Annotated in this window: 20 protein-coding genes; 9 read left to right on the top strand and 11 right to left on the bottom strand. The window is 62.2% G+C overall.

Annotation, left to right across the window (positions count from 1 at the left end; all coding sequences use genetic code 11):
* Positions 1–66: 66 nt before the first annotated feature.
* Positions 67–1,866, bottom strand: coding sequence for a delta-60 repeat domain-containing protein (locus ACZ5VE_RS15350; RefSeq protein WP_464455975.1), 1,800 nt, complete (start codon positions 1,864–1,866; stop codon positions 67–69).
* A 540-nt stretch (positions 1,867–2,406) separates the two neighbouring features.
* Between ACZ5VE_RS15350 and gap the strand changes: the two genes are divergently transcribed.
* Positions 2,407–3,405 (top strand): type I glyceraldehyde-3-phosphate dehydrogenase, encoded by a 999-nt coding sequence (gene gap / locus ACZ5VE_RS15345; protein WP_464455974.1) that lies wholly within the window; start codon positions 2,407–2,409, stop codon positions 3,403–3,405.
* A gap of 57 nt (positions 3,406–3,462) precedes the next feature.
* Here gap and ACZ5VE_RS15340 read toward each other — a convergent pair whose 3' ends face one another.
* The 3 genes from ACZ5VE_RS15340 to ACZ5VE_RS15330 are packed head-to-tail and all read right to left on the bottom strand — an operon-like array spanning position 3,463 to position 7,069.
* A complete protein-coding gene (locus ACZ5VE_RS15340) occupies positions 3,463–4,884 on the bottom strand; it encodes an amidase (protein ID WP_464455973.1) in 1,422 nt (473 codons plus the stop codon).
* 11 nt (positions 4,885–4,895) lie between these two features.
* Positions 4,896–6,086, bottom strand: a complete 1,191-nt coding sequence (locus ACZ5VE_RS15335; RefSeq protein WP_464455972.1) for a M20 aminoacylase family protein — start codon at positions 6,084–6,086, stop codon at positions 4,896–4,898.
* Positions 6,083–7,069: a tripartite tricarboxylate transporter substrate binding protein gene (locus ACZ5VE_RS15330; protein WP_464455971.1), complete on the bottom strand. Its 987-nt coding sequence runs from the start codon at positions 7,067–7,069 to the stop codon at positions 6,083–6,085. The genes ACZ5VE_RS15335 and ACZ5VE_RS15330 overlap by 4 nt, the downstream gene beginning before the upstream one ends.
* Positions 7,070–7,186: 117 nt before the next feature.
* On the opposite strand from ACZ5VE_RS15330, the gene ACZ5VE_RS15325 reads away from it, so the two are divergent.
* On the top strand, positions 7,187–8,089 hold the full coding sequence (locus ACZ5VE_RS15325; RefSeq protein ID WP_464455970.1) for a LysR substrate-binding domain-containing protein: 903 nt from the start codon (positions 7,187–7,189) through the stop codon (positions 8,087–8,089).
* Between the two features lie 12 nt (positions 8,090–8,101).
* Here ACZ5VE_RS15325 and ACZ5VE_RS15320 read toward each other — a convergent pair whose 3' ends face one another.
* Genes ACZ5VE_RS15320 through ACZ5VE_RS15310 form a run of 3 tightly spaced genes read right to left on the bottom strand, consistent with a single transcriptional unit; the run spans position 8,102 to position 11,175 of the window.
* A complete protein-coding gene (locus ACZ5VE_RS15320; RefSeq protein ID WP_464455969.1) occupies positions 8,102–9,052 on the bottom strand; it encodes a delta(1)-pyrroline-2-carboxylate reductase family protein in 951 nt (316 codons plus the stop codon).
* Between the two features lie 37 nt (positions 9,053–9,089).
* Positions 9,090–10,031 (bottom strand): citrulline utilization hydrolase CtlX, encoded by a 942-nt coding sequence (ctlX, locus tag ACZ5VE_RS15315; protein WP_464455968.1) that lies wholly within the window; start codon positions 10,029–10,031, stop codon positions 9,090–9,092.
* A gap of 40 nt (positions 10,032–10,071) precedes the next feature.
* Entirely contained in the window at positions 10,072–11,175 is a 1,104-nt protein-coding gene (locus tag ACZ5VE_RS15310) for an ornithine cyclodeaminase (protein WP_464455967.1), read from the bottom strand.
* A 140-nt stretch (positions 11,176–11,315) separates the two neighbouring features.
* On the opposite strand from ACZ5VE_RS15310, the gene ACZ5VE_RS15305 reads away from it, so the two are divergent.
* Positions 11,316–11,735: an Lrp/AsnC family transcriptional regulator gene (locus ACZ5VE_RS15305; protein WP_464455966.1), complete on the top strand. Its 420-nt coding sequence runs from the start codon at positions 11,316–11,318 to the stop codon at positions 11,733–11,735.
* A 22-nt stretch (positions 11,736–11,757) separates the two neighbouring features.
* Positions 11,758–13,065, top strand: a complete 1,308-nt coding sequence (locus ACZ5VE_RS15300; RefSeq protein WP_464455965.1) for a leucine-rich repeat-containing protein kinase family protein — start codon at positions 11,758–11,760, stop codon at positions 13,063–13,065.
* 10 nt (positions 13,066–13,075) lie between these two features.
* On the opposite strand, the gene ACZ5VE_RS15295 is transcribed toward ACZ5VE_RS15300, so the two are convergent.
* On the bottom strand, positions 13,076–13,465 hold the full coding sequence (locus tag ACZ5VE_RS15295) for a thiol-disulfide oxidoreductase DCC family protein (RefSeq protein WP_464457517.1): 390 nt from the start codon (positions 13,463–13,465) through the stop codon (positions 13,076–13,078).
* A gap of 23 nt (positions 13,466–13,488) precedes the next feature.
* Positions 13,489–13,962 (bottom strand): Lrp/AsnC ligand binding domain-containing protein, encoded by a 474-nt coding sequence (locus tag ACZ5VE_RS15290; RefSeq protein WP_464455964.1) that lies wholly within the window; start codon positions 13,960–13,962, stop codon positions 13,489–13,491.
* Positions 13,963–14,070: 108 nt separating this feature from the next.
* Between ACZ5VE_RS15290 and ACZ5VE_RS15285 the strand changes: the two genes are divergently transcribed.
* Positions 14,071–18,114 (top strand): proline dehydrogenase family protein, encoded by a 4,044-nt coding sequence (locus tag ACZ5VE_RS15285; RefSeq protein ID WP_464457516.1) that lies wholly within the window; start codon positions 14,071–14,073, stop codon positions 18,112–18,114.
* Between the two features lie 62 nt (positions 18,115–18,176).
* On the top strand, positions 18,177–20,066 hold the full coding sequence (locus tag ACZ5VE_RS15280; RefSeq protein ID WP_464455963.1) for an acyl-CoA synthetase: 1,890 nt from the start codon (positions 18,177–18,179) through the stop codon (positions 20,064–20,066).
* Here ACZ5VE_RS15280 and ACZ5VE_RS15275 read toward each other — a convergent pair whose 3' ends face one another.
* The gene (locus ACZ5VE_RS15275; RefSeq protein ID WP_464455962.1) at positions 20,067–20,576 is read right to left on the bottom strand and encodes a hypothetical protein; all 510 of its coding nucleotides are present in this window, start codon (positions 20,574–20,576) and stop codon (positions 20,067–20,069) included.
* 196 nt (positions 20,577–20,772) lie between these two features.
* Positions 20,773–23,700: a DNA topoisomerase III gene (locus ACZ5VE_RS15270; RefSeq protein ID WP_464455961.1), complete on the bottom strand. Its 2,928-nt coding sequence runs from the start codon at positions 23,698–23,700 to the stop codon at positions 20,773–20,775.
* A gap of 95 nt (positions 23,701–23,795) precedes the next feature.
* On the opposite strand from ACZ5VE_RS15270, the gene ACZ5VE_RS15265 reads away from it, so the two are divergent.
* The 3 genes from ACZ5VE_RS15265 to ACZ5VE_RS15255 all read left to right on the top strand — a co-directional run bounded on the left by ACZ5VE_RS15265 (position 23,796) and on the right by ACZ5VE_RS15255 (position 25,649).
* Complete coding sequence (locus tag ACZ5VE_RS15265) at positions 23,796–24,500, top strand: SET domain-containing protein (protein WP_464455960.1); 705 nt, start codon at positions 23,796–23,798, stop codon at positions 24,498–24,500.
* A gap of 142 nt (positions 24,501–24,642) precedes the next feature.
* Entirely contained in the window at positions 24,643–25,422 is a 780-nt protein-coding gene (locus tag ACZ5VE_RS15260; RefSeq protein WP_464455959.1) for a biotin--[acetyl-CoA-carboxylase] ligase, read from the top strand.
* Positions 25,419–25,649, top strand: a complete 231-nt coding sequence (locus ACZ5VE_RS15255) for a hypothetical protein (RefSeq protein ID WP_464455958.1) — start codon at positions 25,419–25,421, stop codon at positions 25,647–25,649. The genes ACZ5VE_RS15260 and ACZ5VE_RS15255 overlap by 4 nt, the downstream gene beginning before the upstream one ends.
* Positions 25,650–25,657: the final 8 nt, after the last annotated feature.

Raw genomic sequence — 25,657 nt, 5'->3', positions numbered from 1 at the left:
GTCAGTGAACATTGATCTGTTCCGGGCCTGTGTCAATGAGACTGCCATTTTCGAATTGACCATAACTCACGGTGCAGACATCGAACCTGAGAAGGCAATGCTTAAAAGCACCAATTGAGAATCCTGCTGCTCGTCCGAACTGTTGCCAACCAAAAGGACTTGTCCATTCCGTCTCGCTATGAGGATTGTTGCGGTATCGGAAAGAGCACCGATCGGTAACACCTGCATTCCATCTGGTCCAAACGCTGTGTCGCTCCTTCCATCCGGGAAAAAACGTGCCAGTCCAAAGCTGTAGTGATAGGGCGGTTGTGTCTTGCCCTCTGCGGAAGGGCGCACCACCATTCCGGATATCGTTATCCTGCCGCCCTCTGTCACCCAGGGGGTCGTAGCGTACTTCAACGACCCAATGGCCAGCTTGCGCTGTCCGCCATCCGCAAACGCTGTATCCAACTGTCCATCAGGCAAAAACCTCGAAAGCAATAATTCATTTCCTGCAACATAGCTCACCAACAGCTTCCCATCTGAAAGCACGGCGATCTTTGAAGACGCATAGTGCATGTCTTGAGCATCTCGGACGAAAAAGCCATCGCGCCCTGAACCTCTGTCCAAGGCCCCGACTTCGTTGTAGTGAGCCACCACCACGGATGAAGCAGCGCCTCTTCGCGCCGTGCCTGCGGCAACAATCTTTCCATCTCGTTGAATTGTTAATGCCAACACCTTTCCGCCACCACCAACATCGGTCGCAACGAATCCTTTTTCACCAAAGTCCACGTCTAAAACACCGCTTTTTTTAATTCGAGCCAGGAAGAAATTTTCGTGCGGAACGGAAGTAAAAAATCCGCCATTTGAATGTTGCTTTCGAATCGTTATGGTTCCACCTACGGTGATGCTCTCATTGGTGCCAGTGGCAAGCACATGGATCGATGTTTCAAGCCCTTGGGGGAAAAATAAGACACCCTGATCCGCAAAGCTCTCATCTAAACTGCCATCCGCGTTGTAGCGAGCCATGAGCGTTCCATTCTTTTCAGAGCTAACGTAGGCCCAGCCGGTCACGACGATCTTTCCGTCTGGCAACAGCGCGATCTTTCCATAGCGGGTGGTCACCCCGAGCTTCGCTGAAACAACACCGCCCACGCCAAACTGCTTATCAAGCGTTCCATCCTGTTTTAAGCGAACCAATGCAGCGGATTCCTTGTAGCTCGTGTCTGACAGCCCCACCACGACAACAATCTTTCCATCTGGTTGAACCAGCGCATCCTTTGCATAAATCTTCTTTGATTCGATAAACATCTTGAACGTGCCACGCTGTCCAAAAGCCTGATCGAGCCAAGCGCTGGAACCATTTGTTAGCGTTGAAATACGGTAAACAAGCGTTTCCTGATTGGATTGTGGTGGCTCATTGGGAAGCATTTCCTGCTCGGCCAAGTAGCGCGCCAACTCCGTGCTCACAGCGCTTTTGACCGCCTCCCACTCTGCGGGTGATATCAGCCAATCTCTCTGCGCCTCCTTCTTTCCTTCAAGTGCCATGCTGATGGCCTGAATGCCATGGCTACATATCCATGCTGGAGACACTGCGTCGGTATACAAGTCTGCTCTGGCCAAAGCACGTCTGCCTACCTCACTGAATACCTTTCGGTTTTCTTTGATACCCGTCATGACATCAGACGCGATTGAGCCAAGGAACCCAATTCCTTGTCTTGCGCTCTTATCAACACAGCGCAATGCGTCGTACCGTGCACGCGCCATGCCGACGACCAGCCACTCCATCGCCTTTGATCGATCTGTGGGCCAGAGACGTCTGGCCAATTCGTAGAGGTATTGAGGAGGGAGCGTGTGAGCAGTGGCAATGAGTTGAGGAACCAACACGGCGCTCTCCGCCATTGGCCGATCATGCAAGGCCCCAAATGGATCAACCGTTCTGGCTGATTTTGGGTCCGGGATAGACACGTTCCCGAGCAAATGGTTACTGGGCCATCTCTGGTCTGTTAGCGGCGCCTCCTTTGGGTTGCTGTCCGCCCATACATTTCCAACGATCAGAACAGCGCTGAGTAAGAGTAACAATGAATCCTTGCGCATAACCACTTCTGTACGAGAAAAGAAATCAGAATTGTGCACGAGCGGCCATGTCAAAAGCAGTCCACTGGCATTCACAAATAACGGAAACAGAACTACAACGCTCTGGCAGCTGTTGATCGACTTCGGAGTTTCAGAAAACTGACATCTTCAGTGGCGCAAACTGGCAACTGCGGTGACGTTCCGCAATCGAGTTACAAAACCAGAACAAACCCCCACAAATCACCCGCCATGTAACAAAGTTTCATAAATTCGCATACGATGGTTACATCGGCGACTCTTCAGCATCAGGGCACTGCCGTCACAGACACATCCAACGAAAGTGAGACCCACATGACCACCAAGATCGGTATCAACGGATTTGGCCGCATCGGCCGCATGGTGCTGCGCGCAGCGGTGCAGAACTTCAACGACATCGAGATCGTTGGCATCAACGACCTGCTGGAGCCCGACTACCTGGCTTACATGCTGCAATACGACAGCGTGCACGGCCGATTCAAGGGCAGCATCGCCGTGGAAGGCAACACCTTGGTGGTCAATGGCCAAAAGATTCGCCTCACACAAGAACGCGATCCGGCCAACCTGAAGTGGAACGAGGTCGGTGCCGACGTGGTGATCGAATCCACCGGTCTGTTTCTGGACAAGGACAGCGCGGGCAAGCACCTGGCCGCAGGTGCCAAAAAGGTGGTGATGTCGGCCCCCTCCAAAGATGACACGCCCATGTTTGTGTATGGCGTGAACCATGCTTCATACGCCGGGCAAGCCATCATCAGCAACGCCAGCTGCACCACCAACTGCTTGGCCCCCATCACCAAAGTGCTGAACGACAAGTGGGGCATCAAGCGGGGCCTGATGACCACCGTGCACGCCGCCACTGCCACCCAAAAAACCGTGGACAGCCCGAGCAACAAAGACTGGCGCGGCGGTCGCGGCATTCTGGAAAACATCATCCCCAGCAGCACGGGCGCGGCCAAGGCCGTGGGTGTGGTGATCCCCGAGATCAAGGGCAAGCTCACAGGCATGGCGTTTCGCGTGCCCACGTCGGATGTGTCGGTGGTCGACCTGACGGCCGAGCTGAACAGCCCGGCCACCTATGCCGAAATTTGCGCCGAGATGAAAGCCCAAAGCGAAGGCGCGCTCAAGGGCGTGCTGGGCTACACGACCGACAAGGTGGTCTCGACCGATTTCCGGGGCGAAGTGTGCACCAGCGTGTTCGACGCCGATGCGGGCATTGCGCTGGACAGCACGTTCATCAAGGTGGTGGCCTGGTACGACAACGAGTGGGGTTACTCGAACAAGTGCCTGGAAATGGCGCGCGTGGTCGGGCGCTGAGGTTTTCTGGCCAGTTCCACATGCCGCATCCCATGACGCGGCATGCGGTGTGACGTGTCAATCCGCTTTTTGTTGGGCGATCAAATGGTCCAGCGCCGAAAACTTTGCCGCCTGCTCAATGACTTCGCCCGCCGCCAGCATGCGGTCTTCGCGGAATTTGGTGCTAACGATTTGCACGCCTACCGGCAAACCATTCACCACGCCCGTGGGCACCGACAGACCGGGCAAGCCAAGGGTTGCCGTGCTGAGCATCGGGGCCTGGGCCAGCAGGATTTGCGCGGTGCGCTCAGGTGATTGCTGGTCGTCGTCGATCGGGAACTGCCGCTCCCACGAGTTGGGCATGAGCAGCACCGGATAGCGCTCAAAGAACACCGCCCAGTCACGCGCGATGTTGAAGCGCCGCGTCATGGCTTCCAAAGATTGATCGCGGTCCCACACCGGGTTGATGGGCATGTAATGGCCGAGCGCCGTGCGCAGCGCATCGTCGCCATGCTCGCGCATGAAGGGCTCGCCGCCACGGCGCATGTCGTTCATGACCATGTGGAACTGCATGGCCGACACCTCGGCAAAGTGCGGCGGCTCCACTTCTTCGACGGTGTAGCCTGCCGCCTCCAGCCAACGCGCCGCCTGGTCCACCGCCGCTGAGGCGGTGGGGTCCACCGGTGAATGCGACCAGCTGCGGAACACGGCCACGCGGGTGGTGTGTCGGGCATCGGCAAATTCAAGCGGGGCGGGCACCCACTGTGGGTCCAGCGGTGTGCCTTGCGACATCACTTGCAAGGCCAGCCGGGCATCGGCCACGGTGCGGGTCAGCGGGCCTTGCACCGACATTTGCTGGTTGCTGATGATGCGGTTGGGGGCGCTGGCTTTGTAAGAAGGCACGCGGCCCACGGTGGTTCGCAGGCCCACCACACCGCAAGCCCAGGCCGGGTAGCGGATCGAGCCGCCATAGTCGTTGCCATGCGCGATCGCGCCCATGCCCAAGGCCGTGGCTGCAGCCGCACCGCCGCTGGAGCCACCAGGGGTGACGCCCGCATCAAACGGGTTGAGCGTGCGGCCATGGAAGGCGTTGTCGGTGAACCAGCGCAGCGAAAACGCAGGTGCGTTGTTACGCCCCACGACGATGGCACCCGCCTCACGCATGGACTGCACCAGAGGCGAGTCGCTGCTGGCGATGTTGTCTTTGAAGGCCACCACGCCGTCGGTGGTGGCTTCGCCTTGCACGTCGATGTTGACCTTGATGGTGACCGGCACGCCGTGCAACGCGCCCAGCGCATCGCCACGGGCTTGCGCGGCGTCGGCCGCATCGGCGGCTTGCAGGGCTTTGTCGGGGGTGACGCTGGCCAAGGCATTGACCAGCGGGTTGGCCACGGCAATGCGGGCCAGCACGCTTTCGGTGGCGGCGCGTGCGGTGGTTTCGCGGCGGGCGATGCGCCCGGCCAAGTCGGTGGCGCTGAGTTGCCAGAGTTCGGTGGTCATGGTGTTTGGCCTCAATCTTTTAAATAGCGTTGTGTCAGCAAAGCCCAGAAGGCAGCGCCCACGGGCAGGATGTCGTCGTTGAAGTCGTAGCCGGGGTTGTGCACCATGCAGGCGTGGGCGACCGCGCTTTCACCCGTGCCCTCGCCCGCACCATTGCCAATCATGAAATAACTGCCAGGGCAGTGCTCCAGCATGAAGGCGAAGTCTTCACTGCCCGTGAGTGGACGGCCTTGGCGCGTGACCCGTTCGGCCCCCAGCAACTCGGTGCCCACTTGCCGGGCCAGTTCGGTCTCGGCAGGGGTGTTCACCAGCACGGGGTAGTCGCGCTTGTAGTCGATGTGCGCCTGCACGCCCAGGCTTTGGGCCTGCGCCGTGACCAGCGCGGTGATGCGCGCTTGCAGCAAGTCGCGCACCTCGCGGTCGAGCGAGCGCACGCTCAGTTCCAACCGGGCGCTGGAGGGGATCACGTTGTTGGCTTTGCCCGCAATCAAAGACCCCACGGTGATGACGGCCGTGTGCTGCGGGTCCGCATTGCGCGAGACGATGGTTTGCAGCGTCATCACGATGGCCGCTGCCGCCACGATCGGGTCTTGTGCGCGGTGCGGCATGGCGCCGTGCCCGCCCACGCCCGTCAGCGTGATGGTCACGTCATCGCTGGATGCCATGGCCGGACCTTCGATGAACACCAGCTGCCCGGCCGGGATGCCGGGCATATTGTGCGCTGCAAAAATCGCATCGCACGGAAAGCGTTCAAACAGACCTTGTTCGATCATGATTTTCGCGCCGCCCGGGTGCTCTTCGGCGGGCTGAAAAATCAGGTTCAGCGTGCCGGAAAACTCGACCTCTTGCGCAATGTACTGAGCAGCTGCCATCAGCATGGCGGTGTGCCCGTCATGACCACAGGCGTGCATCACGCCTTCGTGCACGCTGCGGTGCTCAAAGGTGTTGGTTTCGTGAATGGGCAGCGCGTCCATGTCGGCACGCAGGCCCAAGCGCTTGCTGCCGCTGCCGCGCCGCAGTTGCGCCACCAACCCGGTGGTGGCCAAGCCACGGGTGACGCTGTAGCCCCAGCTTTGCAACTGCTGCGCCAGCACCTCGGAGGTGCGCAACTCCTGCAGGCCCAGCTCGGGGTGGCGGTGCAAATCATGGCGCAAGGCCACGAAAGGCGCTGCACGCTGTTGCAGAGCGTTCAACACGCTCATTGGGCTTCGAGCTTGATCGATTTGGCGATGCCCTGGTAGAGCTTGACCTCATCGGCATACACCTGCTGGGTCTGGTCCAGACGCAGGGGTTCACCCACCTCTTGGCCCATCGCGATCATGGTGTTGCGGAAATCGGCATCGAACATGCCCTTGGTCAGCGCACGGTGCAAGGCCTCGACGATGGGTTCGGGCGTGCCTTTTTTCACGTAGTAACCACTGCCAATCGTGTAGTGAAAACCTTTGAGTTCCTTGGCCTGGTCCACCGAGAACACGTCCGGGATCAAGCGCTGCGGCTGGGGCGACAGCGCGGCCACGAATTTGGTTTTGCCTTCTTTGGCCATGGCCACATGCGGTGCACCATAGGGCGTGATGAACAAATCAATCTGTCCGCCCAGCAAGTCTTGCAGGATCGGTCCGCCGCCTTTGTAAGGCACATGCAGCATCTCGGCACCGATTTTTTTGGCCATTTCTTCACCCAGCAAATGGTAGAAGCTGCCGGTGCCCACGCTGGCGTAGTTGACCGGCTTGCCCGCTTTGGCACGTTTGACGATCTCAGCCACCATCTCCTGCGGGTTGTTGGCAGGGAAATTCTTGCTGGCCACGATGGCCATGGGTGCCAAAGCCATGCGCTGGATCAGCCGAAAGTCCTCCGGCTTGTGTTTGACGGCCTTCATGGCCAAAGGGGCCAGGATCAATTCGTTGGGAGAGCCTTGAAAGAGGTAATAACCATCGGCTGGGGCGCTCAACACTTTTTGCGCCGCGATGGCACCGCCCGCGCCGCCCAAGTTTTCGATGATGACGGGTTGCTTGAGCTCGGCGGCCAGCGCCATGTTGACCTTGCGGGCCACCAGGTCCGACAGGCCACCGGCCGGGTAAGGCACCATCAGGGTCACGGGTTTGTTGGGAAAGTTTTGCGCCTGAGCCGGTGCGCTGACGGCCATGGCCGCGCCCAGCAGCAGGCCCAGTGTGTTGAGCAGTTTCATTCAAGTCTCCATCGTCAAAAAGATGGTGGCGATGCTAGCCCTGCCGAACGACAACTGAAAGACTGTCAATTTCTTTCATGACAACCTTCAGTTGTCACTGGATTAAACTGCCTCACCATGAAATTGCACCAACTCCAGGCCCTGGTGGCCGTGGTCGAGCACGGCAGCATCCGCGCTGCGGCACGCGAACTGCACCTGACCCAAGCCGCCCTGACCAAGTCTTTGCGTCTGCTCGAAGAAGACACCGGCGTGGCGCTGGTGATCCGAAAATCCCGAGGGGTGGTGCTCACCGATGCGGGTTTGCGGCTGCATGCGCGAGCGCAACTGGTCATGCGCCAACTGGCGCTGGCGCACGACGAACTGCAACAAAGCCAGGGTGACAACGAGGGCACCGTGCGGGTGGCATTGACGCCTTACCTGATGCTCACCGTGCTGGGCGAGGCGTTCAAGTGGTTTCGCAAACGCTACCCGCACATCCAGCTACGCCTGATCGAGGGCCTGGTGGCCAGGGTGTTGCCGGGCTTGCGCGATGGCACGGTGGACTTTGCCATCGTGGCCGACAGCGGCGATGTGACGCCGCAAGAGTTTCAGTGCACCCGCTTGCAAAAAGAACAGCAAAAACTGGTGGTGCGTGCGGGCCACCCGGTGCTGCGACAGCCCACTGCAGCCAAGCTGGCAGCACTTGAATGGGTAATGCCGGGGCCGTTTTCTCAAGGCTTGGACGAAGGTCTGTTGACCATGTTTGAGCAAGCAGGTGTGGCACCCCCTACCCTGATCACCCGCTGCGACGCCATGGCCGCGATGGCTTTGGTGCGGCAAACCGACGCGCTCAGCGTGATGCCCGCGCCCCTGCTGGCTCAGCCCGAAGGCCACGGCCTGGTGGAGTTGTCGCTGCGCAGCATGCGACCGCCAAACATCGAGCTGGTCTTGTTGTCCCAGCCCAATGTGCCACTCACACCAGCGGCTGCCTATTTGGCACGCTGCCTGACCGATGCCATCGGTGCCAGCGCCAAACGCTGAAGCCCAGTGTGCTCAGCGGGCTGCCGCGAACGCCTGGGTCATGCACCGCGCAGCCGCCAAATCCCAGCCACCCCAACCACAGCTTTTGAAAAACACGGGCCCCGGCTTGGGCCGTTGGGCCCGCTGCCAGACACCGGTTTGCCCCACCACGTCGGCCAGTGTGGGCAAGGTGCTGACATCAATGCCTGCTTGCAAAAAGTCTCCGGCTTCGTGGTCGGCATCGCGCGTGTCCACCACCAGCGTGCCCGTGGCCGCCAACTGCAGGCAAACCTGCGGCGACCACTCCACCATGCGCGGAGTGAAAGCGCCCACGGCTGCGACAAAGGCATCGCTGCGGGGCAGGGCTGTCAGCACCACCTGCTGTGCGGGCGTGGTGCTGACCACCAGCGGACACTCGGCCAAAGCGGCATTGGGGTCGTCCACTCGCCGCGCCTGCAAGCCCATGGCCTTGGCATGCGCCACCAAGACATCTGCAGTGGCAGGATTGCGTGAAGCCACCCAAAAATCTTGCACGCCCAAGCCTTGGTGAAAAGCTTCCAGGTGTGCTTTGCCCTGCACACCCGCGCCCACGATCAGCATCGGGCCATCGCGACGGGGTGCCAGTTTTTGCGCAGCCAGCAAAGACACGGCGGCGGTGCGCCGGGCCGTGACGGTGGGCCCATCGAGCAAAGCGATGCGCTGGCCGGTCTGCACGTCGAACACCACAATGTCACCCTGGATGGTGGGCAAGCCGCGTTGGGCGTTGGTGGGGATGAAACTGATGAGTTTGGTGATCGCCACGCAGGCATCGGCCGCCGGCATGACAAACAAACTGCCACCACCCTGCAGGGCCTGCACGATGCGCGGCGGCACATGCACACTCGGGTCTTGCAGCAGGGCTTCGATTTCACGCGCCAGCAAGGCATAAGGCAAGGCCTCGGCTGTTTGCTGTGGGCTGAGGATGTTGTCGGTTGTGGCGATCATGCGCACCAGTTTAAAACGAGCCCGCCCCCCCTCTGCGTCAGCTGCCCTGCGGCACGCGTGCCGAAAGGTGCACGCCGGCCAACATGCAGCGCACCGAGCCACCCGCCAGCTCAATGGTGGGAATGTGCAGCGGCAGCAAGCGCGCACTGCGCTCGATTGTTTCAATCTGCCCGGGCTCTAAGGCCGCCATGGCCCGTGTCGACAAGGCCACCACACGCCCGGTAGGGGTTTGCAGCTCGATCGCGTTGCCACAGAATTCGGCAATTTGAAGGGCTGTGAGTTCAATCACTTCGCGCCCGGTTTCGGCCAGGCGTGCCCGCACCTGATCCCGGCGTTGCAGGTCCGGGATCAGATCCAGGCCCACCAAGGCAAAGTCGGTGCCGATGCACATCAGCACATTGGTGTGGTAAATCGCCCGGCCTTGCAGGTCCACCGCATCAAAGGCCATGGGCTCGAAGTTGAAGTGGGTGGCAAACCGCTCGAGCACGATAGGGTGCGCACGCTGAGACTGGCAAACATAGGCCACGCGGCTGATGTGGTCGAGCACCATCGCCCCTGTGCCTTCCAAAAACAGGCCATCGGGCTCCAGGCCCGAATAGTCGATGACGTCCTGCACGCGGTAATGGGCTTTGAGCGACTCGATCACGTCCTGCCGCCGCTCGCGTCGGCGGTTAGGCGAATACATGGGATACACCGCGATGTGCCCACCCGCATGGGTGGAAAACCAGTTGTTCGGAAACACCGAATCGGGCGTGCCTTGCTGGCCCTCGTCTTCAAAAAGATGCACCCGCACGCCCGCTTGTGTGAGCGTTTGGGCGGCCTGCGTGACCTCTTCAAAAGCCTGTTGGGCCAGCACCGCCCGGTCTGCGGCCTCGCTGGTTTTTTGAAACGCGTTGTCCGCTTGCGTCTCGGGGTTGGATTCAAAAGCATGCGGGCGAATCATCACCACGGCACCTGGGGCTTGCACGGCATAACGCATGGAAACTTCTTTCAGGTTCTGGTTCGGGATCAAGCAAGCCTCAGACCGCAAGGCAGTCGGCCAGCTCGCTGTCAGCCGCGATGTCGTGGCACAGCAGGGTGCCAAACAGGTTTTTGGGGTCGGCCATTTGCGGAATCAGCGCCAACCGCTCGCCGTAACCCAGCGCCAGCGCCGCGTCGTGCATGAAGCGCAAGGCCGAAAAGTCTTCCAACGCAAAGCCCACCGAGTCGAACACCGTGATCTGTGCATCGCTTTCGCGGCCTGTGCGCGTGCCGTTCAGCACTTCCCACAACTCGGTCACGGCAAAGTCGGCGGGCATCTGCTGGATGTCGCCTTCGATGCGCGTTTGCGGCGTGAACTCCACAAACACCTTGGCCGCTTCGAGCACACCAGCCGCCAGCTCGGTCTTGCCGGGGCAGTCGCCGCCCACCGCGTTGATGTGCATGCCGGGCGCGAGCATGTCGGCCGTGACGATGGTGGCGTACTGTTTGTCCGCTGTGACGGTGGTCACGATGTCCGCGCCTTGCACGGCCTCGGCAATGCGGGTGCAGACCTGCAACTTCAGGCCGCTGCCACTCAGGTTGGCCACCAGCTTGGCTGTGGCTTGCGGGTCGATGTCGAACAGGCGCACGGTGTCAATGCCTACCAAGTGCTGGAAGGCGATGGCCTGGAACTCGCTTTGCGCGCCATTGCCGATCAGCGCCATCACGCGGCTGCCGGGTCTGGCCAATGTTTGGGCAGCCAGCGCCGACGTGGCGGCGGTGCGCAGGGCGGTGGTCAGAGTCAGCTCGCTCACCAGCGTGGGGGCACCCGTGGCCACATCGGCCAGCACGCCAAAAGCCATCACGGTGGACAAGCCAATGGCCGTGTTCTTGGGGTGGCCGTTGACGTACTTGAAGCTGTAGGCGGTGTCGTCCGAAATGGGCATCAACTCGATCACGCCGTCTTTGGAGTGGTTGGCCACGCGGGCCGATTTGTCAAAGTCCGGCCAGCGCAAAAAGTCGGCGCGGATGTTCTCGGCCATACCAGCGATGCAGTTTTTAAGGCCCTTGCGGCGCACCAGCGCCACGGCGTCAGGGGCGCTCAGGTACAAGGGCGTGGTCGAAAAAGAGGCGATTGGGAGGGTGGTGTGTGGGTTTGTCATGGTCATGCTTCTCAGGTCTTCGACCCTTGTGGGTCGATGGGAGAAGTTTCATGGCCCGGCATGGCAATGTAAATCGTCAAAAATATGCTGTTTCATGCATTTATTTGCCAAAATGGCAATGTTGAATGACAATTTGCACCATGGATGACATCGACCAGCACCTGATCAGCCTGCTTCGGCAAAACGCCCGCATGAACATCGCCGACCTGGCGCACAAGCTGGGGGTGTCACGCGGGACTGTCAACAACCGCCTGCGCAAACTCGAAGACAAACAGGTCATCGTGGGCTACACCATCAAGCTGCGCCCCGAAGCCGAACCCGAACGCATCAAGGCCTGGATGGGCGTGCTGATCGAGGGCAACACCTCGCGGCAGGTGATTGCCAGCCTGCTGGGCGAGCCCGGTGTGGTGGCCTTGCATGACACCAACGGCCGTTGGGATTTGCTGGCCGAGATCGAGGCCTCGTCGATGAAAGAGTTGTCCGATGTGCTGGAACGCGTGCGCTTGATCAGCGGCATCCGCAGCACCGAAACCAACATCCACTTGGCGACTTACCGCTGAGCACCCCACCTGCGCACAGCCCATGCACACCCTTGAACAACTGCGCAGCGGCGCGCTGGCAGGCACGCGCCGACTGGATCTGTCTTGCGGCCTGACCGAATTGCCTGACGAGGTTTTTGCACTGGCCGACACGCTGGAGGTGCTCAACCTCAGTGGCAACCGGCTGCGCGATTTGCCGCACCAACTGACGAAGCTGCACAAGCTGCAGGTGCTGTTTGCCTCGGACAACGACTTTGAGGTGCTGCCCGAAGTGCTGGGCGATTGCCCCAGCTTGCAAGTGGTCGGCTTCAAGGCCAACCGCATCGCGCAGCTGCCGTCAGCGGCGCTGCCACCCGCGTTGCGCTGGCTCATCCTGACCGACAACGCACTGGGCCACTTGCCCACCGAACTGGGCGAACGGCCCGCTTTGCAAAAACTGATGCTGGCGGGCAACCAGTTGCAGGCTTTGCCTGAAAGCCTGCAGAGCGCACACCAACTGGAGTTGCTGCGCATCTCGGCCAACCGCCTGCGCGAAGTACCCGCTTGGCTGACCACCTTGCCCCGGCTGAGCTGGCTGGCACTGGCGGGCAATGCCATGGGCTGGACATTTGCCCATGCACCGGCCTTGCCCGAAGTGCCCTGGGCTTCCATCACTTTGGGCCCACTGCTGGGCGAAGGCGCTTCGGGCCACATCCACCGCGTGCAGGCTGCTGGCTGGCCGCAGCCGCTGGCGCTCAAACTGTTCAAAGGCGAAGTGACCAGCGATGGCTTGCCCGAAGACGAACTGGCCGCGTGCCTGGCGGCGGGTGACCACCCGAGCCTGACCACGCCCGTGGCCCGGCTGACCGACCACCCCGGGCAAGCCCAAGGTTTGTTGATGTCACTCATTCCACCAGCGCACCTCAACCTGGCGGGGCCACCGAATTTGCAGACCTGCACACGCGATGTGTATCCAGCCGGATTCAGTTTGCCTGCACCTCTGGCGCTGGGCATCGCCCGTGATGTGGCCAATGCGGTAGCGCACTTGCACCAACGTGGTGTGATGCATGGCGATCTGTATGCGCACAACATCCTGATCGACCCGGTGCACGGTCAAGCACGGCTGGGCGATTTTGGCGCAGCCACCCGATTACCTGGCCATGCACCCGAACTGCGCCGCCGCTTGCTGGCGCTCGAAGTGCGGGCCATGGGTTGTTTGCTCGAAGAATTGGCAGCCCACACGCCAACGCCGACAAGCCAGGCCGTTCACGGGTTAGCGCAGACCTGCCTGTCGCCTGTGCCGAGTGACAGGCCCAGCATGGCTGAGGTGGCAGCGCAATGCGAGGCGTTGGCCAACGGACTCGTGGCTTGATTCGCCCAGCTCAATCCAGAAATCGAGCGGCCACATCGGGCGACGGGACCATGCAAGTTTCTGTCCGCCCAAAAATCCGGTAACGGTGACGGGCCACCAGACGGTAGAGCGCATCGCGCAGCACGGCAGGCACCAGCCAGCCCACCCAAGCCGCACGCCAGGGCCAACCCAGATGGTGCAGGATGCGCAAGATCGCACCGGTGTGCTGCCAGCTTGTGGTGCCGTCCACCAGCAACAGGGTTTGCAAGCCTTCGACCTGCAAGCCCGCTTGCCGCAGCAAGGCTTGGCCGGTGCGGCCCTGAATGGCCGCAAAACGGAACACACCGCGCTGGTCGTGCCTGAGCAAAAACCGCACCCAGCCGTTGCACAGCAGGCACTGTCCGTCAAACACCACGATCAGCGGGCTGGATGTGGTGGGCATGTTCACAGCGCCAACGCCGTTGTGTTTTTAACTTCTTCCATCACCGCATAAGTGCGCGTCTCGCGTACGCCAGGCAATTGCCACAGCACGGTGCCCGCAAATTCGCGGTAGGCGTTCATGTCGGCGGCGCGGGTCTTGAGCAAATAGTCAAAGCCGCCCGCCACCATGTGGCACTCCATGATCTCGGGGCGCACCTGCACCGCCGCCTTGAACTGGTCGAACACATTGGGGCTGGTGCGATCAAGCAGCACTTCCACAAACACCATCATCCCCGCGCCCAGTTTCAGCGGGTTCAAACGTGCTTCGTAGCCCAGGATGAAGCCCTCACGCGTGAGGCGCTGCACCCGCGCCAGCACCGCCGTGGGCGAGAGCGCCACGGCTTCGGCGAGCTTCAAGTTGCTGATGCGGCCGTCGCGTTGCAGCAAATCCAGGATGCGGCGGTCAATGCGGTCAATGTCTGGGGTTTCGGTGGTCATGCTGATTTTTATCCGGTTTATTAATTCAAATTTAGTGAAATACTCAGCTTCATATATGGATGATAGCGATTCATGTCAATCCACGAAGACAATGCCATGAACGCCCCCATGACCCCGACCAACCTGCCCACAGGCGCCCACTTCACCCCCGGTGGCCCGTTACAAGGACGCAGCGCCCTGCGCGAAGCCATGGCCCGCGCCACCCGCCTGCCCGAGGCGCAGGCCCTGGCCCCCTTGCTGGCCGCCGCCCGCATGAGCCCCGCACAAGCCGAGCGCACCGACGCGATGGCCCGGCAACTGGTGCAAGGCATGCGCGAAGGCCAACGCGGCCGCGCCGGCAGTCCATTGGGCGGCCGTGCCGGCCGCGTGCAAAGCCTGATGCAGGAATACGCGCTGTCCAGCGAAGAAGGCGTGGCCCTGATGTGCTTGGCCGAGGCGCTGCTGCGCATCCCCGACGCCGCCACACGCGACGCGCTGATCCGCGACAAGATTGGCCAGGGCGACTGGCACCAGCATGTGGGCCGCAGCCCATCGCTGTTTGTGAATGCCGCATCGTGGGGCCTGCTGCTCACGGGCAAGCTGGTGGCCACGCACAGCGAGGGCGCGATGCTGGCCTCGCTCACCCGGCTGATCGGCAAGAGCGGCGAACCGCTGATCCGCCAGGGCGTGCAACTGGCCATGCAAATGCTGGGCGAGCAGTTCGTCACAGGCGAGACGATTGACGAGGCGCTGCAACGCGCCCGCACCATGGAGGTCCAAGGCTTTCGCTACTCCTACGACATGCTGGGCGAAGCGGCGCTGACCGAGGCCGACGCGCAGCGCTATTTCCGCTCGTATGAAAACGCCATCCACGCGATTGGCAAGGCCTCCAATGGGCAGAGCGTGATTCAAGGCCCGGGCATCTCGATCAAGCTGTCGGCACTGCACCCGCGTTACAGCCGCGCCCAACACCAGCGCGTGATGGATGAACTGTTGCCACGGGTGTTGCGGCTCACCGAGCTGGCACGGCATTACGACATCGGCCTCAACATCGACGCCGAAGAGGTGGACCGCTTGGACATCTCGCTCGACCTGCTCGAAGCGCTGTGCCATGCCCCCAGCCTGCAGGGCTGGCACGGCATCGGCTTTGTGATCCAGGCCTACCAAAAGCGCTGCCCCTTCGTAATCGACTTCGTGGTCGATCTGGCGCGCCGCACTCAGCACCGCTTGATGGTCCGTTTGGTCAAAGGCGCGTATTGGGACAGCGAGATCAAACGCGCGCAGCTGGACGGCCAAAGCGACTACCCGGTCTACACCCGCAAGCACCACACCGATGTGTCTTACCTGGCCTGCGCCCAAAAACTGCTGGCCGCGCCCGAGGCGGTGTACCCGCAATTTGCCACGCACAACGCGCACACGCTGGCGGCCATCGTGCAACTGGCGCAGGACATGCACGGCGACTACGCGCCAGGCCAATACGAGTTCCAGTGCCTGCACGGCATGGGCGAGCCGCTGTACCGGCAGGTGGTCGGGCGAGCGAGCGCCGCCGGGCCGTCCCAAGGCGCGAGCACCCCCTCGGGGGGCAGCGGGCTACACGAAGTGAGCCTGCGTGGGGGTACACAGTTTCAGCGGCCTTGCCGCATTTACGCCCCCGTGGGCACGCACGAAACCCTGCTGGCTTATCTGGTGCGCCGCCTGCTGGAGAACGGGGCCAACAGCTCGTTCGTCAACCGCATGGCCGACGCCAGCGTGTCGGTCAGCGATCTGGTGCAAGACCCGGTGTTGCGCACCGAAGAAGATGCCCAGCGTGAAGACAGCCCCCCTGGCCAGCCGCACCCGCAGATCGCGCTGCCCGCGCAGCTGTATGGCGCGGCCCGCCGCAACTCCAGCGGGCCCGATCTGGCGCACGAACCCACCCTGCGTCAGCTGGCGCTAGACATGCAGGCGCAGGTGCAAACTGTGACCGTGACACCTCTGATCGCCACGCCTTTTGTGGGCGCTGAACGCATCACCCTTCGTAACCCAGCCGACCACAGCGATGTGCTGGGCACGGTGCAATACGCCAGCGCGGCCGATGCAGAGGCTGCCCTGCAAGCGGCCAGCGAAGCCGCACCCGGCTGGGCCGCCACACCGCCCGCACAACGCGCCGCCATGCTCACGCTGACCGCCGATCTGCTGCAAGCCGATGCACCCCGCGTGATGGCCCTGCTGGTGCGCGAAGCGGGCAAGACCTGGGCCCACGCAGTGGCCGAGCTGCGCGAGGCGGTAGACTTTTTGCGCTACTACGCCGCGCAGGTGCAACGCGACTTTGACCCCGGCACCCACACGCCGCTGGGCCCAGTGGTCTGCATCAGCCCCTGGAATTTTCCGCTGGCGATTTTTGTGGGGCAGGTGGCAGCGGCGCTGGCTGCGGGCAACCCGGTGCTGGCCAAACCCGCCGAGTCCACACCCGCCGTGGCGGCGCTGGCCGTGCAGGCCTTGTGGCAAGCGGGCGTGCCCCGGCCTGCAGTGCAACTGCTGCCGGGCCAGGGCCGCGAGGTGGGCCTACAGCTGGTGCGCGATGCCCGCGTGCAAGGCGTGCTGTTCACCGGCTCCACCGAGACCGCTCGCGTGCTGCAAGCGGCGCTGGCCGAACGCCTGAACGCCCATGGCCAGCCCGTGCCATTGATCGCCGAGACCGGCGGCCAAAACTGCATGGTGGTCGATTCGTCGGCCTTGCTGGAGCAGGTGGTGACGGATGCCGTGGCCTCGGCCTTTGAAGCCGCAGGCCAACGCTGCTCGGCCCTGCGCGTGCTGTGCGTGCAAGACGATGTGGCGGACCGTTTGGTAGAGATGCTGCAAGGCGCAATGGCCGAAATCACGCTGGGCACACCGGCCCAACTGAGCGTGGACATGGGCCCGGTGATCGACGAGCGAGCCCGCGCAGGCATCGAAGCACATGTGCGCGCCATGCAGCAAAGCGGCTGCCCAGTGCACCGCATATCGCGCAACACGCCGGACGCGTGGCAGATCGTGGGCGCAGGCGCTGCGGGTGAAAAAGCGCTTGTCGGGGCTGAAGCCGCCGTCTTACAGACACACGGCTTTGTAGGAGCCAGCCCTGCTGGCGATCAGGCGCTTGTGGACCACAAGCCATCGCTTGCAGGGCAAGCTCCTACACAATCTGCCCAAAACGCACCACCCGGCAGCACAAAAAAATCCCATGCCTTGCCCACAGGCACGTATGTGCAACCGACGCTGATCGAGATCGACAGCATCGCCCAACTGGAGCGCGAAGTGTTCGGCCCGGTGCTGCACATCGTGCGCTATGCCCGGGGTGATCTGAACAACTTGCTGAAAAGCATCAACGACACCGGCTACGCCCTCACGCTGGGCGTGCATTCGCGCATCGAAGAAACCATCGCGCAGGTCATGGACCACACCCACGCGGGCAATGTCTACGTGAACCGCAACATGGTCGGCGCGGTGGTCGGCGTACAGCCCTTTGGTGGTGAAGGCCTCTCGGGCACTGGCCCCAAGGCGGGTGGCCCGCTTTACCTGTTGCGCCTGTTGGCACACTGCCCGCCAGACGCCGCCTTGCGCAGCGTGCAGGCCAGCGGTGCGGCGGCGCTGCCGCAAGCCACGCCTGCACTGCAAGCCCTGCACGATTGGGCGGTGACGCAAAGCCGTTTGCCGCTGGCGCATGCCTGTGCGCAATTTGCGGCGACCAGCCCGGCGGGCCTGCAAGCCACCCTGAGCGGCCCCACGGGCGAGCGCAACGTGTACTGCGTGCAAGCCCGTGCGCGGGTGCTGTGCCTGACGGGTGAGCAGCCCAGCGCCGATGCCGACCGCCTGACGCAACTGGCCGCCGTGCTGGCCGTGGGCAGCTGCGCCGTATGGCCGCTGTCTGCGCAGGCGCAGCACGCCCAGCTGCCTGCTGCGGTGCAAAGCCAGGTGACGCTGCAAGACCTTGCGCAAGCTCAACCGGTGGACGCGGCACTGCTGCACGCCGACGAAGCCACCACCTTGCACTGGCAAGCGCAGCTGGCGCAGCGCCCGGGGGCCATCGTCACGCTCACGGCTTTGCGCCCGGGCGATGCCGCCGTGCCGTTGGCCCGCCTGGTGAGCGAGCGCAGCATCAGCACCAACACGGCCGCAGCGGGGGGCAATGCCAGCCTGATGACGCTGGCCGTTTGAAGGCACCCGTGCTTTGCCACCTGCGTGACAAAGCACGGACCAAGCTGTGGCTAACATCGCGCATGCACCTGACCGTTTCATCTCCCGTTCAATCCCTCGCCGACATTCACCGCATCGAGGCCACGCCCTTGGCCCAAGCCATGCCGTGGGCCAGCACTTATGAGCTGATTCGCGCGAGTGCCGAAGCCCACACCGACCAGCCCGCGCTCACGTTCTTGCACACCGGGCAACCCGGTGGCCCTTCGACCACCTGGACCTACCGCAGCTTGCTGCAAGGCATCCACCAGACGGCCAATGCACTGCACAGCCTGCACATCGGCCCACAAGACGTGGTGGCCATCTTGCTGCCCGGTGGGCTGGCCTACCACCTGGCCCTGTGGGGTGGCGAGGCGGCGGGCATTGTGCAACCGCTCAACCCCTTGCTGAGCGAAGAAAAATTTCTCTCCCTGCTGCAGGCCAGCCAAGCCAAAGTGCTGATCGCCCATGGCATGGACGACGACAGCCAGATGCGTGACAAAGCGTTGCGCCTGCAAGCCCAATTGCCCCAGCTCCACACCGTGCTGTTCGTGCACCCCGATGGCCATGCTCTAGCGTCTAACTTACCGCTCGGCACACACGACTTTCATGCCCTGCGCCAGCAGCAGCCAAGCGACCGCCTGCTGAGCGGGCGGGTTTTCCAGCCGGGCGACATCGCCGCGTACTTCCACACCGGGGGCACCACCGGTGCGCCCAAACTGGCGCGGCACAGCCATGGCGCGCAGGTGTTCACCGCCTGGGCCAACGCCAGCATGCAAGGCTTTCGGTCCAGCGATGTGACGATCAACGGCTACCCGCTGTTCCATGTGGCTGGTGTGCTGCCCGGCGCACTGTGTTCTTTGGCCGTTGGCATGCACGTGATCATTCCCACGCCCAGCCTGTTTCGCAACCGCGAAGTGGTGCAAAACTATTGGCGGCTGGTCGAGCACCACCGCTGCACGCTCATGTCGGGCGTGCCTACGGTGCTGGCCGCATTGGCGGGCATGCCACTGAACGGGGCCGACATCTCGCGCATGCGTGCGGTGCGCACCGGGGCTGCGCCCCTGCCACCCGAGCTGGCGCAGCGCTTTGAGCAGACTTTCGGCTTGCAAATCAACGAAAGCCTGGGCATGACCGAAACCGCGGGCCTCAGCACCGTGGCGCCACCGGGCCTGAGCGCGCCTGCAGGCTGCGTGGGCTGGCCGCTGCCGCATGCGCGGGTGCGCATTGTGGCCTTGAACAGCGACGACCAGGCCACCGGGCAAGACCTGCCTGCGGTCGAAAAAGGCATGGTGCTTTACCAAGGGCCGAATCTGTTTTCGGGCTATCTGGATGCGCTAGAGACCGCGCGCAGTTTCACGCCGGACGGCTGGCTCATCACGGGCGATGTGGGCTTCATCGACGAACAAGGCCGCTTGCACCTGTCTGGCCGCGCCAAGGATTTGATCATTCGCGGCGGCCACAACATCGACCCCAAGGTGATCGAAGACGCCTTGGGTGCCCACCCCGCCGTGGAACTGTGCGCCGCCGTGGGTGCACCCGACGCCTATGCGGGCGAACTGCCCGTGGCGTTTGCCACGCTCAAAGCAGGTGCGCAGGTGAGCGAAGCCGAGCTGCTGGCCTTCACGGCCAACCGCGTGGACGAAGCCCCGGCCCGCCCCAAGTCCGTCACGGTGCTGCAGCGCATGCCGGTGACCAACGTCGGCAAGATCTACAAACCCGAGTTGCGCACGCTGGCCACAGCCGCCGTGGTGCAAAGTCTGATCCATCAGGCCTTGACGCCCTTGCAGACGCCTGCAGCGCAATGGCCCAAAGTGACTGCCACGGGCGATGCCCCCGTCGAAGTTGACGCCACCGCAACGCCAGCAGCGGCTTGGGCAGTCTTGAAGCCCTTGCTGGTGGCCTTGCCCGTCAAGATCCGGTTGACCGAGAAATAGTCACCGCTTTTTGAGCTGGTCGCGCACCTGGGTCTGCTCCTGCTCTTCGGTCTTGAGCTGGTCGCGAACCTGGGTCAAGCTTTGCTCTTGGGTTTTCAGGTGCGTCAACAACCGCTCTTGGGTTTGCTCTTGCTTGCGCAGGGCGTCCAGCAACTCAGGCTTGTCTTGCGCGTGGTCCTGAATCTGGCTGCGCGTGCGGACCAACATCTGGTCTTGTCGCTTGATCTGTTCACGCGTTTGCTTGAGCAGCTTCTCTTGCACCTTGATCTGGTCGCGTGTGTCCGACAGGTTTTTTTCCTGCGTGCGGATTTGCGTCTGGTGGTGGATGGCTTCTTTTTGTCGCTCCACAAATTGCTCTGTTTTATTGACCAAGCCAGACCCTGCGGCAGGGCTTGCGCCACCTGCAGAGCTGGCACCTTGGGCCTGCGCGGTCATGGTGGAAGCGGCCAGCACGATGGCAGCGGTTATTGAAGCGGTTGTGGAAGCGGTTTTGACAAATCGGGCGTTCATGGGACGTTCCTTTGGTTCAGTCAATGAAAGAAAAGGACAGTCTGCAAAAACCAGGAAGCACCGTGAATCCATCCAACGGTCAATTTTCATCAGCCAAAAGGTCTATACCGTCACCTACACGTCAGGACGGGTATGCCTTGCGCCAAAGAAAACGCCACGACCCGCGTGGCGTTCAAAACCTCAGCTCACACGAGGCTCAGCTCAGGTGCTTGCCAATGATTCCGGCCAGCTCGAACATGGTGGCGCTGTCTTTGCCAAACACCGCCTGCAGCTTGCTATCGGCGGTGATGGAGCGCTTGTCTGCCGGGTTTTGCAAGTTGTTGGCCTTGATGTAGTCCCAGATTTTCTTGACCACTTCGGTGCGGGCGTAAGTGCCGTCGCCGATCACGGCGGCCAATGAGGCACTGGGCTTCAAGGTGCCCACGGCGGCTTTGCGGGGCGCTTTGGGGGCGGCCGTCTTGGCGGCTTTTTTGGCGGCAGGGGCTTTGGCGGTTTTGACCGCTGCGGTCTTCTTGGCTGCGGGCTTGCCGAAAGGCGTCTTTTTAGCCGCTGTTTTGCGCGGCGGGTATTTCTTGCCGCCTTCGCGCTGCTCGAACTCGAAGGCCACTTTGCCCTCTTCGGGGTTCCAGGCCAGCATGGCTTTGAAGCTGCGACGGGTGCGGTTGCTCACGAACTTGTCGAGCAAATCGGTCTTGCCGGTGCTCAGCAATTTGACGACCTGTTCACGCTCCACCGGCTGCTGCAAGATGATCTTGCCGGTCTTAAAGTCGCAGCTGGGCGTGGGTTGTTCGTTGGTGGGCACGGCCTTGCTGCACACATAGTTGCTGCCGTGCTCGTGCACAGCGCTGCCGCATTTGGGGCAAACGCCCAGCGACTCGTCGGTGAACTCGACAATCTCGCCGCTCTCTTCGTTCTTCTTGTCGTCTCCGAAGTCGAATTCGAGCTTCCAGTTCTTTTCTTCTTCGTTGTACTTGAGCGCCATCTCGGCCACGAAAGGCCAACCGGCTTTGGAGCGGAAACCGTCCAGTGGGCCAATCTTTTTGTCGCGCATGAACTGCTCGACTTCGGCGGGCTCAAAGGTGCGGCCAGCAGGCGACTTGCCAAACGAGAAGCCGCATCCCTCTGCAGCGCCTTGTGCACCGGTGCAGGTGTACCTGCGGTAGTTCTCTTTGACGACGCCGCCGCAGTTGGGGCAGGGCGTGGTCAGCGTCGCGTAGTCACCGGGCACGGTGTCGCGGTCGTATTCTTTGGCTTTCTTGACGATGTGCTCGGTCATGGCCGCGATCTCGGCCATGAAGGTGGCGCGGCTCAGTTTGCCCTGCTCCATCTGGGCGAGCTTGTATTCCCACTCGCCGGTCAGCTCGGGCTTGGACAGTTCTTCGACCTGCAAACCACGCAGCAGCGTCATGAGCTGGAAGGCTTTGGCCGTCGGGATCATCTCGCGGCCTTCGCGCAGCATGTACTTTTCGTTGATCAGGCCTTCGATGATGGCGGCGCGGGTGGCTGGCGTGCCCAGGCCTTTTTCCTGCATGGCTTCGCGCAATTCGTCGTCGTCGACCATCTTGCCTGCGCCTTCCATGGCGCCCAGCAGCGTGGCTTCTGAATAGCGTGCCGGTGGGCGGGTTTTGAGGCCCTTGGCTTCGACCGATTCGACACCGACCTGCTCGCCCGGCTGCACCGGCACCAGGTTTTGGCCCTTGTCGCCGTCTTTGGCGTCTTCCACTTCGTCGGCGGCTTCCTTGCCATAAATGGCGAGCCAACCGGGTTTGACCAGCACCTTGCCTACGGTTTTGAAGCTGTGGCCAGCAGCCACGCTGATGCGGGTGGTCACCTGGTATTCGGCGCTGGGGAAGAACACCGCCATGAAGCGGCGCACCACCAGGTCATAGAGCTTTTGCTCGGCCTCGGACAGGCCGCTGGGCGCTTGCAGCGTGGGGATGATGGCGAAGTGGTCCGACACCTTTTTGTTGTCGAACACGCGCGGAATCTTGCGCACGTAGTTGTTGTTGAGCGCCGTCAGCGCGTGCGGGGCCAGGTGGCGCATGCCGCTGTCGGCCAGCATCTCGAAGGTTTCTTTCGCCACGGGCACGTAGTCTTCAGGCAGGTGGCGCGAGTCGGTACGCGGGTAAGTCAGGGCCTTGTGGCGCTCATACAGGCTTTGGGCCAGGGCCAGCGTGGTCTTGGCCGAGAAGCCGAACTTGCCGTTGGCCTCGCGTTGCAGACTGGTCAGGTCAAACAGGCCGGGGCTCGCTTGCGTGGTGGGCGTGGCCTCTTCAGTGACGGTGGCTTTTTGGTCGCGCACTGCGTTGACGATGGCTTGCGCCTCAGCAGCCGTCCATTGGCGGTCGGCTTTCTTTTCGGCGTCTTCTTCTTTTTTCCACTTCGGGTCGAACCACTTGCCGGGGTAGGTGCCTGCGGCAGCGCCGAACTCGGCGTGGATTTCCCAATAGTCGCGGCTCACGAACTTGCGGATTTGTTCTTCACGCTCCACCACCACGGCGAGTGTGGGGGTCTGCACCCGGCCCACGGTGGTCAAAAAGAAGCCGCCATCGCGCGAGTTGAACGCGGTCATGGCGCGGGTGCCGTTGATGCCCACCAGCCAGTCGGCTTCCGAGCGGCTGCGGGCGGCATCGGCCAGGCCCTGCATCTGGGTGTTGCTGCGCAGGTTGTCAAAGCCATCGCGGATTGCTTGTGGCGTCATGGACTGCAGCCACAGGCGCTGCACGGGTTTGTCCAGGGTCTTGGTGCCACCGGCGTACTGCTCGATCAGGCGGAAGATCAACTCACCCTCGCGGCCCGCGTCACAGGCGTTGATGAGGGCGTTCACGTCTTTGCGCTTGGCCTGCCTGACCACGGCCGTCAGACGGCTCTTGGTTTTGTCCACCGGCTTCAAGTCAAAGTGCGGCGGGATCACGGGCAGGTTGGCAAAGCTCCACTTGCCACGTTTCACGTCGTATTGCTCGGGGGCCTGGATCTCGACCAGATGGCCCACGGCGCTGGTGACGACGTATTGGTCGTTCTCGAAATGGTCGTCGTGTTTCTCGAACTTGCCGGAGGTCGGCGTCAAGGCTTTGACGATGTCTTGAGCCACCGAAGGCTTCTCTGCAATTACCAATGTTTTCATGTCATTACAATCCGTTGTCTCGCGTGTGCGCACGCGCCCGGGCACGCGCTCACGCGCACGCCCACATGAATTCACCATAACAAATTTTTAACGCCGTGGCCAAAACCTCTGTTTCTTCCCCCAGCAGCTCCACCCCGAGCGCATCCGGCAAACGCATCCAGGTTCGCCGCTCCGGCGTGCACGGCAAGGGCGTCTTTGCGTTGCAAGACCTCGCCGAAGGCGAGACCCTGATCGAGTACGTGGGCGAGATCATCAGTTGGGACGAGGCGCAAGACCGCCACCCGCACGACCCCAAAGACCCGAACCACACCTTCTACTTCCATGTGAACGAAGACCGTGTGATCGATGCGCTGCACGGCGGCAACTCTTCGCGCTGGATCAACCACAGCTGCAACCCGAACTGCGAAGCCGACGAAGACAAGGACCGCATTTTCATCAAGGCCATCCGCAACATCTTGGCCGGTGAAGAGCTGAACTACGACTACGGCCTGATCATCGACGAGCCTTACACCAAGAAGCTCAAGGCCGAATACCCTTGCTGGTGCGGCAGCGCCAATTGCCGGGGCACCCTGCTGTCACCCAAAGAGCGCAAAGACACGCCCAAGACACCCAGCCAGAAAAAGGCCAAGGCCAAATCAAAAGACAAGCCTGCGAAAGACAAGTCAAAGGCCGATGCCAAGGTGAAAGACCAGGCCAAGGCGAAAGCCAAGAGCAAAGCGCCCAAAGCGGCCAAGCCCGTGAAAGCGGAGAAAGCCAAAAAGGCGACCAAGCCCAAGAAGGCGGGCACCCCAAAAGGCTGACGCATGCTGGCCTGCAGCGTTGACCCTGTAGGAGGCCGCCCCTGCGGCCGAATGCGGGCAAAGCTGTGCAGGCCTTGTCGAAGCGCCACCATTCGCGAGCAGGGGCTCGCGCCCACCACAAGCAAGCTGAGCCACCGCCACCATGATCTCGCCCACACGCTGGCCTGCTGAAACGGTTTGGGAGCAGGTGTTCCCCCTGCTGCCCGATTTCACGGTCGAGGTGCTGCCCGAGATCGATTCGAGCAACAGCGAGCTCATGCGCCGGGCACGCGCTGGCCAGCACGAACCTACGCTGCTGGTGGCCGAGCGCCAAACCGCAGGCCGCGGTCGCATGGGCCGCGTCTGGCAAAGCCAGCCCGGCGACTCACTCACTTTTTCACTCAGCTTGTCCCTCACGCCCAAAAACTGGTCCGGCCTGTCGCTGGCCGTGGGCCTGAGCCTGGCCGAAAGCCTGCACCCCGATGTGGGCCTGAAGTGGCCCAACGATTTGTGGTTTCAAGACCGCAAGCTCGGCGGCATTCTGGTCGAAGCCGCCAGCATGGGCGGGCGCAGCCAGGTGGTGGTGGGGGTCGGCCTGAACATCCGCCCACGCCCTGCAGACGGCCTCAACACCGCGCCAGCAGCCCTCACCGAGTTGTTGCCCGACTTGACCGCGCCTGCCTGCTTGGCACGTGTGGCCATGCCTTTGATCCGGACATTGCTGGCATTCGAGCATGAAGGCTTCGCACCGCTGCAAAACCGGTTTGAGTTGCGCGATGTGCTCAAAGGTCGGCGCGTGCACACCAGCGATGGCCTGCTCGGTGTGGCGTTGGGTGTCAGCGCCAGCGGTGCCTTGCGCCTGCAAACCGACGCAGGCCTGCAAGAGATTCACAGCGCCGAAGTCAGCGTGCGCCCTTTTCCTGTCGAGGACAAATCCAGATGATGCGTTGGTTGATGGCCCTTTTGCTGATCCTCAATGCGGCCACGCTGGCCTGGCAATGGGACGCTTTTGCCCCTTGGGGCTGGGGCCCGAACACGGCACGCGAGCCTGAACGCCTGGCGAACCAGATTCGCCCTGAAGCACTGAAAATCGACATCCCGGCTGCCGCACAGCCGATCGCTGCTGAAACAGCGCCCACAGAAAATGGCCTGACAGCGGCAAAGCCCTGAAAGCCACC

It is taken from the genome of Limnohabitans sp. INBF003 (genome assembly GCF_055396645.1).
This window is presented reverse-complemented; position numbering and strand designations above follow the sequence as displayed.